Annotated in this window: 19 protein-coding genes; 12 read left to right on the top strand and 7 right to left on the bottom strand. The window is 66.6% G+C overall.

Annotated features, from left to right (window positions below):
- Positions 1-34 precede the first annotated feature (34 nt).
- The 4 genes from ACZY0X_RS08170 (at position 35) to ACZY0X_RS08155 (ending at position 3,209) form a co-directional block, all read left to right on the top strand.
- Positions 35-331, top strand: a complete 297-nt coding sequence (locus ACZY0X_RS08170; protein ID WP_463769272.1) for a nitroreductase family protein — start codon at positions 35-37, stop codon at positions 329-331.
- The gene (locus ACZY0X_RS08165; protein ID WP_463769270.1) at positions 328-1,251 is read left to right on the top strand and encodes a 2-hydroxyacid dehydrogenase; all 924 of its coding nucleotides are present in this window, start codon (positions 328-330) and stop codon (positions 1,249-1,251) included. Before ACZY0X_RS08170 ends, ACZY0X_RS08165 begins: the two co-directional genes overlap by 4 nt.
- Positions 1,251-2,075, top strand: coding sequence for an MBL fold metallo-hydrolase (locus ACZY0X_RS08160; protein WP_463769268.1), 825 nt, complete (start codon positions 1,251-1,253; stop codon positions 2,073-2,075). The genes ACZY0X_RS08165 and ACZY0X_RS08160 overlap by 1 nt, the downstream gene beginning before the upstream one ends.
- Positions 2,076-2,180: 105 nt before the next feature.
- On the top strand, positions 2,181-3,209 hold the full coding sequence (locus tag ACZY0X_RS08155) for an NAD(P)H-dependent flavin oxidoreductase (protein WP_463769266.1): 1,029 nt from the start codon (positions 2,181-2,183) through the stop codon (positions 3,207-3,209).
- Between the two features lie 70 nt (positions 3,210-3,279).
- On the opposite strand, the gene ACZY0X_RS08150 is transcribed toward ACZY0X_RS08155, so the two are convergent.
- Positions 3,280-3,579 carry a hypothetical protein gene (locus ACZY0X_RS08150; RefSeq protein ID WP_463769264.1) on the bottom strand — a complete coding sequence of 100 codons (300 nt, stop codon included), beginning with the start codon at positions 3,577-3,579 and terminating at the stop codon, positions 3,280-3,282.
- Positions 3,580-3,712: 133 nt separating this feature from the next.
- Here ACZY0X_RS08150 and ACZY0X_RS08145 point away from each other — a divergent pair, with 133 nt between their 5' ends.
- Complete coding sequence (locus ACZY0X_RS08145) at positions 3,713-4,258, top strand: TetR/AcrR family transcriptional regulator (protein ID WP_463769262.1); 546 nt, start codon at positions 3,713-3,715, stop codon at positions 4,256-4,258.
- Positions 4,259-4,276: 18 nt separating this feature from the next.
- Here the strand turns inward: ACZY0X_RS08145 and ACZY0X_RS08140 are convergent, their stop codons facing one another.
- Positions 4,277-5,824: a hypothetical protein gene (locus ACZY0X_RS08140; protein ID WP_463769260.1), complete on the bottom strand. Its 1,548-nt coding sequence runs from the start codon at positions 5,822-5,824 to the stop codon at positions 4,277-4,279.
- 128 nt (positions 5,825-5,952) lie between these two features.
- The gene (locus ACZY0X_RS08135) at positions 5,953-6,351 is read right to left on the bottom strand and encodes a hypothetical protein (protein WP_463769258.1); all 399 of its coding nucleotides are present in this window, start codon (positions 6,349-6,351) and stop codon (positions 5,953-5,955) included.
- 134 nt (positions 6,352-6,485) lie between these two features.
- Here ACZY0X_RS08135 and ACZY0X_RS08130 point away from each other — a divergent pair, with 134 nt between their 5' ends.
- On the top strand, positions 6,486-7,013 hold the full coding sequence (locus ACZY0X_RS08130; protein WP_463769256.1) for a helix-turn-helix domain-containing protein: 528 nt from the start codon (positions 6,486-6,488) through the stop codon (positions 7,011-7,013).
- A 3-nt stretch (positions 7,014-7,016) separates the two neighbouring features.
- Here the strand turns inward: ACZY0X_RS08130 and ACZY0X_RS08125 are convergent, their stop codons facing one another.
- Positions 7,017-7,460: a hypothetical protein gene (locus tag ACZY0X_RS08125; protein ID WP_463769254.1), complete on the bottom strand. Its 444-nt coding sequence runs from the start codon at positions 7,458-7,460 to the stop codon at positions 7,017-7,019.
- Positions 7,461-7,627: 167 nt separating this feature from the next.
- Here ACZY0X_RS08125 and ACZY0X_RS08120 point away from each other — a divergent pair, with 167 nt between their 5' ends.
- Both ACZY0X_RS08120 and ACZY0X_RS08115 read left to right on the top strand, forming a co-directional pair.
- A complete protein-coding gene (locus tag ACZY0X_RS08120; RefSeq protein WP_463769252.1) occupies positions 7,628-8,413 on the top strand; it encodes an aldolase in 786 nt (261 codons plus the stop codon).
- 14 nt (positions 8,414-8,427) lie between these two features.
- Positions 8,428-9,309, top strand: coding sequence for a dihydrodipicolinate synthase family protein (locus ACZY0X_RS08115; RefSeq protein WP_463769250.1), 882 nt, complete (start codon positions 8,428-8,430; stop codon positions 9,307-9,309).
- A 9-nt stretch (positions 9,310-9,318) separates the two neighbouring features.
- On the opposite strand, the gene ACZY0X_RS08110 is transcribed toward ACZY0X_RS08115, so the two are convergent.
- Positions 9,319-10,002: a GAF and ANTAR domain-containing protein gene (locus ACZY0X_RS08110; RefSeq protein ID WP_463769248.1), complete on the bottom strand. Its 684-nt coding sequence runs from the start codon at positions 10,000-10,002 to the stop codon at positions 9,319-9,321.
- 75 nt (positions 10,003-10,077) lie between these two features.
- Between ACZY0X_RS08110 and ACZY0X_RS08105 the strand changes: the two genes are divergently transcribed.
- The 4 genes from ACZY0X_RS08105 (at position 10,078) to ACZY0X_RS08090 (ending at position 14,239) form a co-directional block, all read left to right on the top strand.
- The gene (locus ACZY0X_RS08105; RefSeq protein ID WP_463769246.1) at positions 10,078-11,295 is read left to right on the top strand and encodes an acetyl-CoA acetyltransferase; all 1,218 of its coding nucleotides are present in this window, start codon (positions 10,078-10,080) and stop codon (positions 11,293-11,295) included.
- Positions 11,292-12,770, top strand: a complete 1,479-nt coding sequence (locus tag ACZY0X_RS08100; protein ID WP_463769245.1) for a carotenoid oxygenase family protein — start codon at positions 11,292-11,294, stop codon at positions 12,768-12,770. Before ACZY0X_RS08105 ends, ACZY0X_RS08100 begins: the two co-directional genes overlap by 4 nt.
- A 44-nt stretch (positions 12,771-12,814) precedes the next feature.
- Positions 12,815-13,696: a winged helix-turn-helix transcriptional regulator gene (locus ACZY0X_RS08095; RefSeq protein ID WP_463770560.1), complete on the top strand. Its 882-nt coding sequence runs from the start codon at positions 12,815-12,817 to the stop codon at positions 13,694-13,696.
- A 96-nt stretch (positions 13,697-13,792) separates the two neighbouring features.
- On the top strand, positions 13,793-14,239 hold the full coding sequence (locus ACZY0X_RS08090; protein WP_463769243.1) for an Hsp20/alpha crystallin family protein: 447 nt from the start codon (positions 13,793-13,795) through the stop codon (positions 14,237-14,239).
- Positions 14,240-14,306: 67 nt separating this feature from the next.
- Here the strand turns inward: ACZY0X_RS08090 and ACZY0X_RS08085 are convergent, their stop codons facing one another.
- Both ACZY0X_RS08085 and ACZY0X_RS08080 read right to left on the bottom strand, forming a co-directional pair.
- Positions 14,307-14,927, bottom strand: coding sequence for a GNAT family N-acetyltransferase (locus ACZY0X_RS08085; protein ID WP_463769241.1), 621 nt, complete (start codon positions 14,925-14,927; stop codon positions 14,307-14,309).
- Positions 14,924-15,358: a hypothetical protein gene (locus ACZY0X_RS08080; protein WP_463769239.1), complete on the bottom strand. Its 435-nt coding sequence runs from the start codon at positions 15,356-15,358 to the stop codon at positions 14,924-14,926. Before ACZY0X_RS08080 ends, ACZY0X_RS08085 begins: the two co-directional genes overlap by 4 nt.
- Positions 15,359-15,391: the final 33 nt, after the last annotated feature.

Here is a 15,391-nt window from a genome sequence, read left to right as displayed (position 1 = left end):
GAGTTGGAGTCTGCCGCGCGAAACGGAGGTCGAGATGGAAGCCTGGGATGCCATTCGTTCCCGAAGGAACGTACGAAGCTACCTGCCTGAGCCCATTCCGGACGCCGAGCTGGATCGCATAGCCGAGGCAGGATGGCGGGCACCGTCTGCGTCGAACCGCCAGCACTGGGACTTCGTGATCGTCACCGACCGGCATCAGCTGGAGGAACTCTCGACGGTGTGGCGGGGTGCAGGTCACATCGCCTCGGCACCCGCGGACCGTCCGATCCAACCGATCTCCAAGCCGAATCGTCGCCCCCTCTCAGAGGTCGTGCATCGGGGTCGCTGGTGAAGGTCCTCGTACCCGACGACACCGGCCTGGAGGTGTTGGGCGGATCACCCAAGCTGTCCGCGGTCCGCTACGAGCCAGGCGATCCATGGCCAGACGGCCACCGGGACGCGTCCGTTGTCGTGGTCGGCTACGAGAACGCCCCGGCCGTCGGTGCCAGGTTCGCCGAGTTGCCGGGCTTGCGTCTCGTCCAGACCCTCAACGCCGGTTACGAGCAGTGGCTCCCACTCCTGCCCGACGGAGTCATGTTGTCGAACGGACGCGGGGCACACGGCGGGTCGACGGCGGAGTGGGTTGTGGCCGTACTCCTTGCCATCTACCGGGATCTGCGGCTGTTCAACGAACGACAGTCAGAGGGTGTTTGGGACCCCAGGGACACCGAGACACTGATCGGCAAACGGGTCGTCATCCTCGGGGCCGGGGATCTGGCGGTCAATCTCGCGTCGAGGCTCGCCCCGTTCGAGACCGAGGTCACCCTGGTCGGCCGACGTGCCAGACCAGGTGTCCACGCGCTCGATGACGTCGGCGGCCTTCTGCCGGACGCCGACGTCGTGGTGGCGATGTTGCCTGGGAACCGAGCGACCCATCACGTCATCGACGCCGCCTTCCTCGCCAAGATGCGTGACGGCGCGGTGGTCGTCAACGCCGGTCGAGGCGGGGCCGTGGACACCGACGCACTCGTGCAGGAGTTGACGTCCGGCCGGCTCCGCGCCGCACTCGACGTCACGGATCCCGAGCCATTGCCCACAGGCCATCCGTTGTGGTCCGCGCCCGGCCTGCTGTTGACTCCACACGTGGCGGGGAGCACCGCGGGCGCCTCGGAACGGGCATGGGCGATCGCTCGCGACCAGATCATCGTCCACGCCGACGGCGGGCAACCACCGAACCTGGTGTCCGGCCCCGGAGCACCTGAGGAGCATTGATGGTCACCACCTCCAGCGCGATCAGCGCCGCCCGCCACCCGTTCGCCGTCGGAGTCGTCGGTGGTCCCACCGTCGTCATCGATTACGCCGGAACGCGTTTCGTGACCGATCCGACGTTCGACGACCCGCGCGACTACAGCACCATGGCCAAGCTGACATCACCGGCCGTTGCCGTCGCGGACCTCGGTGACGTCGATGCCGTCTTGCTCAGCCATGACGACCACAACGACAATCTCGACATCGCCGGCCGCCGATGGGCCACCACCGCGGTTCCCACCATCGTCACCGGACCCGGTGCCGCCGAGCGCCTCGGTGCGCCTGCGGTCGGACTGCCGACGTGGCACAGCACGGAACTCGCCCGCGCCGACGGCACCGGTGTCATCACCGTCACCGCGGTGCCGGCCGTGCACGGCCCCCTGGACGGAATGCGTGACGCGTCGGGACACGTCAACGCCGAGGTCACCGGGTTCATTCTGCAATCCGCGGGCCTTCCCACGGTGTACGTCAGCGGCGATAACGCGTCGATGGTCCCGGTCAGCCAGATCGCCGGCCGATTCCCGGCCATCGACGTCGCGGTGCTGTTCGCCGGAGCGTCGCGGCTACCGACCAAGAACCAGGGCCGCCCACTGACGCTGACGGGACCGCGGGCAGCCGACGTCACCGCGGTGCTGCGCGTGCCACGAGTGGTGATAGCCCACATCGCGGGCTGGTCGATCTACAGCGAGAGCATCGACGACGTCCGGACGGCGTTCGACGAGGCCGGCATCGCCGAGCGCCTCGTCGCCGCTGACGCCGGGTCCTGGGCCCTGCTCGACGACGCGTGAAAGCCTGCGCCTTCCAGTAGCGAGGAAACCGGTCCTGTCCGGCCGGATGGTCGGCGGCAGAGAATCGTTTCAACTAGGACGAGATCTGCGCGGGAGGACGAGGCAATGACATCATCACTGACCAATCTGGGCCTGAGCATCCCGGTGATCGCCGCACCCATGGCCGGTGGCGCCACCACCCCCGCCATGGTGATCGCCGCCGCCCGCACCGGTGGCCTGGGATTGCTCGCGGCAGGGTACAAGACGGCCGAGAGCCTGCAGACCCAGATCTCGGACGTCCAGAGCGAGTCAATCCCCTTTGGGGTCAACGTCTTCGCTCCCAATCCGGTCCCGATTACCGTGGCGTCCTACCGCGCCTACGCGGCCGCGGTGCAGCGCGAGGCGGACAGGTTCGAGATCAGCCTGCCGACAGAGCCGATCGACGACGACGACACGTTCGGCGCCAAGATCGATGTGCTGCTGTCCAACCCGGTGCCCCTCGTGAGCTTCACCTTCGGCATCCCGTCAGACGACGTCATCCGAGCGTTGCAGAGAGCCGGGACGGCAATTGTGCAGACGGTGACCTCGGCGCAAGAGGCCGAATTGGCCGCTGCGGCAGGCGTTGACATGCTCGCGGTGCAGGCCAGCGTCGCCGGTGGCCACTCGGGCACGCTGACTCCCGGCCGTATGCCCGACCCGATTCGGATCACCGACCTGATCACCCAGGTGACCAGCCGCGTGAGCCTTCCCGTCATCGCCGCCGGTGGGCTGGCCACACCCGAGGACGTCGCCGCGGTACTGAGCGCAGGCGCCGAGGCCGTGGCGGTGGGCACGGCACTGCTGCGTGCCGACGAGAGTGGCGCCTCGGCCACCCATCGGGCCGCGCTGACCGATCCGGCCCGCACTCAGACCGTCATCACCCGCGCCTTCACCGGCCGTCCCGCACGCGGTCTTCGCAATGCCTTCATCGATGAGTTCGAGGCGTTGGCTCCGCTGGGGTATCCCGCGATTCATCATCTGACGAGCCCGCTGCGCAAGGCCGCGGCCGCTGCCGGTGAGTCCGACCTGGTCCACCTGTGGGCCGGCACCGGCTACCGCCACACCCGCCAGGAGTCGACGGCTGCGATCCTGACTCACCTCGCAAGCGGGGCCTGATCCAACACGGGTGCGGGTGCTGCCGGGGCTGCGATCCGGTGGCCCGAGCAGCAGGCACAGGGCGCCGGACTCACGCCGACAGACGGCCCCGTCCGCCGCGGTAGTTCAGGTAGTACTGATCGACAGCGTCCCGCCGAAGAGATCTGCTCGCAGTGCCGGCGGAGGCGGCGATGCGGAAGCCCACGGCAGCCGCGATGAGCGAGCCGACCAGAGCGATACCCGCAACGACGGCCCACGGGCTCTGCACTGCCAGCGCGACGACGAACAGGCCGAGCGATGCGAAGGCCGACAGCAGAAACAGGTATGCGACGTACGAATGGGATATTCGCCGGAACACCTTCAACAATGTCCTCACCTCATGAGTACTCACGCGGCGACCACCACGATCACCGCTCCGAGCGGATCGAACGATACGATACGCGTAGCGTAGTTTCGCTACGGTTAGTGTAGCGCTAGAGTCGCCGACGATATTCCTTCAGTGCGTTGATCAGGGGAGACTGCGAATGCCAGGACGACGAAGCGTCGAGGACGGCATCGCCGAGTCTGCGCTGCGCCTGCTGCGCACCCGCGGACCGCAGTCGGTGACGGTCGAAGCCGTGACGGCCGACTCTGGCATTGCGAAGACGACGATCTATCGGCGCCACAGCGACCGGCGCGACATGTTGTCAGCCGCGTTGTCGCGGCTGGTCTCCCCCGAGCCGCTCAGCCCGCAGGCAGACACGGCGGAGCGGTTGCGGTGGCTCATCAAGAACGCGATCGCAGCGATCGATGACGGCATAGGGTTCGGCGGCTTCGCGTCCCTTCTCACCGAGGACGATCCCGAGTTCAGCTCGGTGTTCCGACGCATCCTCGTCGACCAGCGGGCCCAGCTGGTGCGCGTGATCGATGAGTGCAGGGCCGACGGCACCATGCGCGCCGACATCGACGCGGAAGCCCTTATCGACGCGATCGTGGGTGCCCACATCGCCGAGCGCGCGCGCACAGGAGGGGTCGAAACCGACTGGGCGGAACGCCTGTTCGCGATGTTCTGGCCCGCCGTGCACGCCTGACGCGCGCCACGTCGGGACCTAGGACGGCCGGACGAACCCGATGTCGTCGCTGATCACGGTGCTGGGTCCAACGGGCAGCGTCTCGGGTTCGGCATCTGCGACCTTCACGAACTCGAGCTTGTCCTTCCACACCTTGCGCATCAGGTCCTCGAAGGCCATCAAGGTGAGCTGCTCACCGGGGCAGCGCCGATAACCGAAGCCGAAGGGCGCGAAACCGGCGTAGTCGCAGACCGGCAGCGGGCGATCGTCCACCACCCCGAACACGGTGCCGAACGCGCTGTTGTGCAGCGCCGCCTTGCGCCCGTCCTTTACCTCGAAGCTGGTCGGGTCGAACGGGCAGTTCGCGAGGCCCATCTGTCGGATCTTGGCCTCGTTGATGTCCTGGCTGGTGGGTGCGTGCTCATAGCGGGCCGGGTCGAAGTCATCCGGGTTGGCCCACTGGACGGGATCATGACTCGTCGAGGTGTGCGGGCTGACGATGTAACCGTGCCGCTGGAACGGCGGCGTCCTGGTCTCCTCGAGCGCCGAGATGCTGCCGCCATTGGGCGAGATGGTGCGGAACAGCTCCATCACGAACCGCTCCAGCGGTGGGAACGCCGCGCCTGCCGGATTGTCGAAGTCGCCTCCCATCGTCTTGCCGAACCAGTCCTTGGTCTGGCGATCACCCGTCTCCCGGCCCAGCTTCGCCATGACGTTGTAGAGGCTGTTGCCCCACTGGCTGAACGCCACGAAGTTGTGGAAGCACTCGAAGACGACGTCCTTGTGGTTGAAGTACTCGCTGTCCTCACCGTTCTTGAGCCAGTACCAGGCGAAGGTCTTCTCGGGTTCCGGTGTCTTGCCGGAGCTGATGTCGGCGAGCCTGTCGTCGATCCACGACTTGAGGAACGCGAGGTGCTTGCGGACTGTCATGTAGTTGTCGTAGACGATCTGCTGTGTGGGATCGCGGTACGCCAGGACGGCGTTGAACGCGGCACCGATCTGCCTGACCTGGTCGGGAAGCTGGGCGCCCTTGACCCCCAGGTGCAGATCCCAGTAGAGATCCCAGAACGTGTCCAGATAGCGCCGCATCAACGGTTTTCCGGCGTTTCCGGAGGCCAACAGCTCGTCCCAGAAGCCGACAATCTTGGCTTGGTACATCCCCGCATAGAGGTCGGGCGTGACCGCCGACATGTAAATGCGCTTGCGCCGGTTGTCGGGGCCGCGCTTCTCCAGGCCCTGAAGGAACACTGTGACACCGTCCTGCGGCGCCGGCTGCCAACTCTCGCTCAGCAGCCCCCACAGGTCATACGGCAGCGCGTTCTCCTTCGTCAGCGCAACATCGATCATCGGCAGCACCGGGCGCTGGCCGTCGAAGATGCTGTTCAGGAAGAACGGAATGATGGCGTTCTCCACATAGGCGGAGTCGAACTTGTCCTTGAACCGCTCGCGCAGCTTCGCCGCCTCATCCTGCAACTCCCCCGCCCCCACCGGCTGGTCCTGCTCCGACGAGGGCTCCGCGCAGCCCGTCAGCGCGGTGAGGGCCACCGCGGTACCAGCGCCACCAGCAAGGAATGCACGCCGCCTCATGTGTGTCCCTCTCACCCAACTCCGTTGTCCGGGTTCAAGATCAACCGGGCTCGCCGCGGACCTTACGGTTCACCAACAGGGGCGTCAATAGCCGAGTCTCGACTGAATCTGGCGCTGCTCAGCGACTCTCAGGGCAGCGGTGCGTCACCCGGCATCAGTCCGTCGCCGGGAAAGGCCGGACCGGGCGGCAGTTTCATCAGTTCATCGAATGCGACGTCACCGCCCTCATCCGGCAACGAGGGCCACGTGGGCATCACAATCGTGGGCCGGTAGTCCTCGGCCGGATTCTCGACGGGCGCGACGCAGCCGATGCCGTACTTGGTCGGGGTGGGCACCCCGGCGTTCTCCACGCAGCAGGCCGTGGCGATGCTGTCGAGACTCTGGTCGGGTGCACGAACCGTCGTTGTGGTGCAGGCCGAGTAGGCGGGCTCGTCGAAGACCGCGGATGCGGGCGCGATCCCCGCTTGACCCGCAGCACAGACGGCCACGAAGGCGGCTGCTGCCAGGGTCCTGCCGGTGAACGTCATGGGTGCCCACCCTAGCCAGCCGGTTCCGCCACCGTCCACTGCGGAGACCCGCCGGTCGGCGGGTCAACGATAGGACAACTGGTGTCCTATCGGCGATAGACTGGCTGCCCACCAACGGTCAGGCGGGGAATTCGATGAGTGCACTACTGCGCGCGGTGCGAATGCAGCGCGGGCTCACACTGGAGGAACTCGCCGACGCGACCGGACTGACCAAGAGCTATTTGTCCAAGATCGAACGCCAGCGCTCCACTCCGTCGATCGCGGTCGCGATGAAGGTGGCGCGCGCGCTCGATGTGGACGTGGCGCAGCTGTTCTCCGACGACCCGGCCGACACGACGTTGGCCGTCGACCGCGCAGGTGACCGAACCGCGGACCGCTATCACCCGGTGGCCGCCGCCATGCTCGGGAAGTCCATGTCACCCTTCATCGTTCGCCCCACTCGCGCGTTCACCGCGCACGCCCACCCGACCCACGCGGGCCAGGAACTCGTCTTCGTCCATGCGGGAACGGTGGAGGTTCGCTACGGCGACGACGTCGTGACACTGGACACCGGCGACTTCGCGTATTTCGATTCCTCACTGCCCCACCAGATACGACAGGTCGGCAGTTCCCCCAGCGAGGTCGTCGTCGTCACCCACAGCGACTTCGGCCGCAGCCGCTGACCGTCAGCCCACCTGGGCGGCGACGAAACCCGCGAGCAGGACCGCGAACCCACCCATCTCGCCGACGATGAGCGACACCATCGCGACGTGCAACCCGGCGCCTGCGTGCTCGAGTTGATTCGTGGTGTCCCGCCGTGCGCCGTGGACGATGTAGCTCGCGATGGCAAAGACGAAGAAGAAGACCACGACCATCGCCGCCGTGAGGTTCAGCCAGTCCGGCCAGGCACTCAACTCGACGAACACCGCGATCAGGAGCGTCGCGAACGAGTAGAGCAGGGCGGCTCGATGGGCGATGTCGACATACGGATGGGCGAGGTGGTCCGCCGACGTGGCCATCTGCTGGTACTTCCACACCCCCAACCCGAGGGCAAGCAGGAAGATCAGTCCAGCCGCAAGCAACGTCACGAAGGTGGCGGTTCCCAACGCCTGACCGGTGTCGCCGAACATGCGCTCTCCATTCTCTTCCAGCGCACTTTTCTCTCCCAGTGCACTTTGCCCCGTCAGCAAAGCACCCCCGAAACACATATGCAACGCACTTGACGATAGGACACAAGGTGTCCTATCGTCATCGCCATGTCATGCAGATGTCCACGATTCGGAGGGAGTACCCCTAGATGACGAGCACACTTGGTGATTCGAAGCAGAGCCTCATGCAACGCGCGCTCGACGGGATGGCCACTCACGTCGAGGATTCGCCGCTGACCGACCGACAGAAACTGGCCCTGACCTGTCGGGCCCTGTTCGACGCCGGTCACGACTCCGGGCTGGCCGGCCAGATCACCTCACGCGCAGAGAAGCCCGGGACCTACTACACCCAGCGACTCGGCCTGGGGTTCGACGAGATCACCGACCAGAACCTGCTGCTGGTGGACGAGGATCTCAACGTCCTCGAAGGCCAGGGAATGGCCAATCCCGCCAACCGATTTCACTCCTGGATCTACCGAGCCCGGCCCGACGTGACCTGCATCGTGCACACCCATCCCTTCCATGTGGCCGCGCTGTCGATGCTGGAGGTGCCGTTGGCGGTATCGCAGATGGACATCGCACCGTTGTATGACGACTGCGCCTTCCTTGCCGACTGGCCCGGCGTTCCCGTCGGCAACGAGGAGGGCGAGATCATCAGCGCCGCACTGGGTGACAAGAAGGCCATCCTGCTGGCCCACCACGGCCACGTGGTCGCCGGTGCCAGCATCGAGGAGGCCTGCTCGCTGGCGATGCTGATCGAACGGGGCGCCAAACTCCAGCTCGCCGCGATGTCAGCGGGCACCATCGCCGAGCTTCCCGAGCGGCTGGCGCGCGAGGCCCATGACTGGACTCTTCGACCGAAGCGCAGCCAGGCCAACTTCGCCTACTACGCGCGGCGCGCGCTGCGCAACCATCCCGACGCCATCACCACCTAACCAGAGGAAACGACATGACCAACAAGGACATTCACGGCATTCTCGCCTACCCCGTCACGCCCTTCAGCGCGGAGCAATCCGTCGACACCGATCAGCTCGCCACGCTCGTCGACCGGTTGGTGGTCGGCGGGGCCCACGGGATCGTCCCCCTCGGCAGCACCGGCGAGAGCGCATATCTCACCGAGGACGAGTTCGACGCCGTGGTCGACGCCACGATCAGCGTGGTCAACGGTCGTGTCCCGGTCATCATCGGCGCCTCCGACCTCACCACGGCCAACACCGTCCGGCGGGCGCGCTACGCCGAACGGGCCGGGGCCGACGCCGTGATGGTCCTGCCGATCTCCTACTGGAAGCTCTCCGAGCGCGAGATCAGCACGCACTACGCGACGATCGGCGCGGCCATCGGCATCCCGATCATGGTCTACAACAATCCCGCCACAAGCGGGATCGACATGAGCCCCGAGCTTCTGGTGCGCATGTTCACCGAGATCGACAACGTCACCATGGTCAAGGAGTCGACCGGAGATCTCTCGCGCATGCTGCGGATCGCCGAGCTCAGCGACCGGCAACTGCCGTTCTACAACGGCAGCAACCCGATGGCGCTGGCGGCCTTCAACGCCGGCGCGAAGGGCTGGTGCACGGCGGCGCCGAACCTGCGCCCGCAACCGTGTGTGGATCTCTACGACGCCATTCGTGCCGGCGACCAGGCCCGTGCCGAGGCGATCTACGCCGACCTCGCGCCGCTTTTGGAGTTCATCGTGGCGGGTGGGCTGCCCACCACCGTCAAGGGCGGCCTCGAGGTGCTGGGCCGGGGTGTCGGAGTGCCGCGGCCACCGCTGCTGCCGCTCGACGACGCAGGACGCGACGAGCTTCGCCGCCTGCTCGCCACGGGTTAGCCCGGCGGGTCAGCTTCCCCGCGTGTCGATGACCTTCTGTGCGATGTCGATCAGCTTGGTGTTGGTGTCCTGCGACAACCGACGCAGCATCGCGAACGCCGCCACGTCGTCGATGCCGTACCGCTCCATGATGATGCCCTTGGCTTGACCGATGCGGTCACGCGTCGACAACGCCGACTGCAGCTGATCGCCCTCGCGGCTCGCCATGATGGCGGCGGCGGCGTGCGCGGCGAGAACCATGCCGATGGTCTCCGCCTCGACATCCCACAGTCTCGGCTCATACGCGAAGAGGTTGAGCGCGCCTGCCGTGCGGTCAGCGGTGTAGAGCTTGAACGACAGACCGCTCAGGACGCCGAGCTCGACGACCTTGGGCGAGTAGTTGGGCCATTTCGACTCTTTGCGGAAGTCGTCGGTGCGGACCACGATCTCGGAAAGGGCTGCCCGAACACACGGCCCCTCCAGATATCGCATCTGCAACTCGTCGAGCTTGAACATCAGGTCCGACGTGGGCGCCAGGGTTTCGAAGCTGCCGTTCTTGCCGACCAGCAGCACACCGGCGACATCGACGCCGTCGATCAATTCCTTGGCCGCCACGGTCACGTCCTTGAGCACCTCTTCGACGGACCTCGGCATCGCGGTAGACCTGGCCAACTCCGCCATCCGGCGGGCGAGATCGTGGTTCTGTGCCGTCATTCCTCGATCATCCCCTGTCGATCCCGAAGAACGAATTCATCGAGTCACTCTGCTAGTTGTAGTACGGTGCGAGGCATGGACACGGGTGTGTGGATCCTCGGCGGCTACCAGAGCGACTTCGCCCGCAATCTGACGCGCGAGGGCGTCGACTTCGCAGGCCTGACGGCCGAGGTGGTGCAGTCCACACTCGCCGACGCGCAAGTCGACGCCGCCGATATCGGTGTGGTCCACGTCGGCAATGCCTTCGGTGAGATGTTCGCCGCTCAGGGCCACCTCGGGGCGATGCCGGCCACCGTCGTCGATGGTCTCTGGGGCACGCCCGCGTCGCGCCACGAGGCGGCGTGCGCGTCAGGTAGCGTCGCGACCCTTGCTGCCATCGCCGACCTGCGCTCCGGCGCCTACGACACCGCGTTGGTCGTCGGCGTCGAGCTGGAGAAGACCGTTCCCGGCGACACCGCCGCACAACACCTGGGCGCGGCCGCGTGGACCGGCCACGAGGGTGCCGACGCCACGTTCATGTGGCCGTACATGTTCGACCAGGTCACCGCGGCGTACGACCGCCGCTTCGGCATTGACGAGACGCACCTGCGGGCCATCGCGAGCCTGAATCTCGCCAATGCGCGAGCCAACCCCAACGCGCAGACCCGGGACTGGTCGGTGCCCGAACCGATCACCGATGACGACATCGCGAACCCTCCCGTCGAGGGCCGCATCCGCCGGTTCGACTGCAGCCAGATGACCGACGGCGGCGCGGGGCTCGTGCTGGTCTCCGACCGCTACCTGCGCGCCCATCCCGCGGCCCGCCCCATCGGCCGCATCGAGGGCTGGGGACATCGCACCGTCGGCCTCGGCCTGCGGCAGAAGCTCGACCGCTCCAGTGCCGAGCCCTATGTGATGCCGCACGTGCGCCGCGCGGTGCTCGACGCCTTCGACCGAGCCCGGGTCACCCTCGACGATCTCGACGGCATCGAGGTGCACGACTGCTTCACCACCAGCGAGTACATGGCGATCGACCACATCGGTCTGACCGGACCCGGCGAGTCGTGGAAGGCCGTCGAGAACGGCGATATCGAGATCGGCGGGTGCCTGCCGATCAACCCCAGCGGTGGGCTCATCGGCGGCGGCCACCCCGTCGGCGCCACGGGTGTGCGCATGCTGGTCGACGCCGCCCGACAGGTCAGCGGCACCGCGGGCGACTACCAGGTCGACGGTGCCCGGACGTTCGGCACGCTCAACATCGGGGGCAGTACGGCCACCACTGTCAGCTTCATCGTCAGGGAGGTAGCACCGTGAGTAATCCGGAGATCGTCGCGAAGTTCCTCTCGACGCTGCCAGAGAACGACGACGACCCCTACCGCACCGGGCCGTGGCGCCCGCAGACCACCGAGTGGGATGACGACGACCTGACGGTGGTCGCCGGTGAGATCCCGACCGATCTCGATGGGGTCTACCTGCGCAACACCGAGAACCCCCTACACCCCGCGCTGAAGCACTACCACCCATTCGACGGCGACGGGATGATGCAGGTCGTCGGCTTCCGGGACGGAAAGGCCTTCTACCGCAACCGTTTCGTCCGTACCGACGGATTCGCCGAAGAACTCGAGGCGGGCGGCCCGCTGTGGCCGGGCATCGCCGAGCCCATCGAGCTGTCCAAGCGGGACTATGGCTGGGGCGCAAGGACATTGATGAAGGACGCGTCCAGCACCGATGTGACGGTGCATCGTGGCGTCGCGCTGAGCAGCCACTACCAGTGCGGTGAGCTCTATCAGCTCAATCCGCTCACGGGCGACACCATTGGCAAGACGACCTGGGGCGGGGCTTTCCCGACCGAGTGGGGCGTGTCGGCGCATCCCAAGGTCGACGACGCGACAGGCGAACTGCTGTTCTTCAACTACAGCAAGGACGCGCCATACATGCACTACGGCGTCGTCGACGAGAACGACGCCCTGGTGCACTACGTCGACGTGCCGCTGCCCGGGCCGCGACTCCCCCACGATATGGCGTTCACGGAGAACTACGCGATCCTGAACGACTTTCCACTGTTCTGGTCTCCGAAGATGCTCAAGCACAACGTGCATCTGCCGCGCTTCCACCGGGACGTACCGTCACGATTCGCGGTGATCCCCCGCCGCGGCCGCACCGAGGACATCATGCGGTTCGAGGCCGACCCGACCTACGTGCTGCACTTCACCAATGCCCACGAGGACGGCGACGAGATCGTGCTCGACGGGTTCTTCCAGGGCCAGCCGGTCCCGGCGCTCGCGCTCGACCACATGCAGACCCGGCTGCACCGTTGGCGATTCAACCTCAAGACCGGTGGTGTCCGCGAGGAACGCCTGACCGACAGCATCACCGAGTTCGGCATGATCAACTCCGGCCATGCGGGACGCGACTACCGCTACGTCTACGCCGCCACCGGTAAGCCCGGATGGTTCCTGTTCGACGGCCTGGTCAAGCACGACCTCGTCACCGGTGCCGAGGAGCGGTTCGCGTTCTCCGACGGCGTGTACGGCAGCGAGACCGCCATGGCGCCCAGAATCGGGAGCGCAGCCGAGGACGACGGCTACCTGATTACAATCACCACCGACATGGTTGCCGACGCGTCCTACTGCCTGGTGTTCGACGCCGCGCGGGTGAGCGACGGACCGGTGTGCAAACTCGCTCTGCCGGAACGGGTCTCCAGCGGCACCCACTCAGCCTGGGCGCCGGGTGCGGAGCTGCGCCGCTGGAACCGGACCGACGAGGCCGCGGCAGCCATCGGCCTGTAGTGCCCACCGAACTGCCTGCGGGCGGGGTCAACGCGGTCGGACGCATGCTCGGTGCGTTGGGCGACGAGTGGACCCTGCTGCTCGTCCGGCAGGCCGCGCTCGGCACGACCCGATACGGCGACTTCGCCGCCCGGCTGCCGATATCGCATGCCGTGCTGTCCCGACGACTCAAGGTGATGACGGCCGACGACCTGCTGACACAGCGTGCGTACCAGGACAATCCGCCACGGTCGGAGTATCTGTTAACGGCCCGCGGACGCGCACTGTGGCCGATGCTCACCACGATCTGGGAGTGGGAGCGGCACTGGGTGCCCGATCACGCCGAGCGGCTACCCGCGATGCTGCACCTCACCTGCGGGGCGCACTTCGTACCACTGATGACGTGCCGAGCCTGTGGAGAGTTGTGCTCCGAGAAGGAGCTTCACGCGATGTGGGGGCCGAGCGGTTCCTGGCCACGCTCCATGCCCGTCGAGTCCACGCGGCGCAGGTCCTCTGGTCTCTCTGCTCCCCACGTCCGTGGGTCCGGCGCCAAGGGCGCGGCCGGGCTGTTCCCCGAGACGATGAACATCCTGGGCAACAGGTGGGCGTTCGCACTCCTGGTCGCCGCGTTCGTCGGCACCACGCGCTTCAGTGACTTCCAGAACCAGCTCGGTGCCTCACCGGGATCACTGACCGACCGCCTCCAGATCTTCACCGCCTGCGGGGTGCTGAGCCTCGAGAAGGGGCACTACCGCCTGACCGAGAAGGGGCGGGCGGTGCTACCGGTGCTCATCACCGCGCTGCAGTGGGCGCAGCGATGGTACGTCTCGCCGGAGGGCCCGGCGGTGACCCTGACGCACACCGGATGCGGGGCACCGTTCGAAGCCGTGTTGACCTGTGATCAATGCACCGAAGAACTGCACGGATCGACCGTGAAATTGGACTAGCACTCTCCGATGCCGAGTGCTAATTTTGTCAGTGCACAGTGATTTGTCGGCCCGTCATCGGGGCGGGCCTTCGAAGACATGAGGAGGTGAATTGCTGTGCTTCGTTTCGATCCCTTCAGTGACATTGATTCGGTGGCCCGGACCCTGCTGAGCAGCCAGACCGGGTCGACTCGCACTCCTCGGTTCATGCCGATGGACCTGTGCAAGATCGAGGACCACTACGTGCTGACCGCCGACCTACCCGGTGTCGATCCCGGATCGGTCGACGTCGACGTCGACAACGGGACGCTGACCATCTCGGCGCACCGCACCGCCCGTTCCGAGGACGCCGTGCAGTGGTTGACCAACGAGCGCTTCTTCGGCACCTACCGCCGACAGCTGTCGCTCGGCGAGGGAGTCGACCCGGCCGGTATCGCAGCCTCCTACGAGAACGGCGTGCTGACCGTGACGATCCCGGTCGCCGAGAAGGCTAAGGCCCGCAAGGTCGCGATCGCCCACGGCGGTGGCCAGAAGTCAATTCCGACAACGACTGTCGACGCATAACCGCGTGCAGGCGCGGGTGACGGCATCGCGTGACGCCGTCACCCGCGCCGACACACCGGACCCGAGTTCACACCCGGCGTAGCGGCCCCGGTCCGCGCGGGCGGTCCAACTGGAACGCCAGGTTGTTGCGCACCGCTGGCCATTCCACATCCAGGATCGAGTAGACGACGGTGTCGCGTCGTGATCCATCGGGCAGCAGTTGTTGGCTGCGAAGCACCCCGTCGAGCTTGGCGCCGAGGCGCTCGATGGCCCCGCGGCTTGCCCGGTTCATGAAGTGCGTGCGGAATTCGACTGCCACGCAGTTCAACTCGTCGAAGGCATGGCCCAACATCAGCAGCTTCGCCTCGGTATTTACCCCGGATCTACGCGCCGAGGCCGCGAACCACGTGTTCCCGATCTCAAGCCGCCGGTTGGGTGGATCGACGTTGAGGTAGCTCGACGACCCGACCACCTCGCCGCCCGGCCTGCGCGCCACAAACGTGAGCCCGGTGTCGGGATGCTGCACCGACAGCCGCAGCCTGATCCAGTCACCCGCCGTCTGCGGTGACGGTGCACTGGTGAACCACAACGATCCCAGGTCACCGTCGGCGCACGCCGTCGCGATCTCCGGTTCGTGGTCGGGTGTCAGCGGTTCGAGTGTCACCCACCGCTGACCGGTCAGCACGACCGGTTCGATGAAGCCCGTCATATCCGCCTACTCGATTCCGACCAGGCCATCACCATCGCCAGCACCGACAGCACCACCGCCGCCACCGTGACGGCCGCACCCAGGTAGAGGCCGTACCCCGCGGCCACCGGGGAGGCCACGTAGAGCCGGTAGTAGAACGCCACCATGACGGCGATCAGAACCGAGATCGCCAGCGCCACTGAGGAAGAGAGGCGCGCCGACAGTCCCCGCGCGGCCATCGCCGCGGCCACGATCAACGTCGACGACAGGATCACGATGAGCTGGCCGACACCGAAACCGTCCGGTGGCACCCCGATGGTGCCGTTCCGTCCGCCGATGGCGTTGGCGCGACCACCACCGTCGGCACCGGTGGTGAGCCATGGCAGCCACGCACTCACCAGCAGCACCGTCGCGCACAGCACGACGAACCATCCCGGACGCAGGCGAGCCATGCGTCGAGAGTATCGGGTCGCGGGCCGTCCCAG

The sequence above is a fragment of the Mycobacterium sp. IDUB_39 genome (assembly GCF_055419205.1).
Note: the sequence above shows the minus strand (reverse complement) of the source record. Positions and strands in the feature narration are given on the sequence as shown.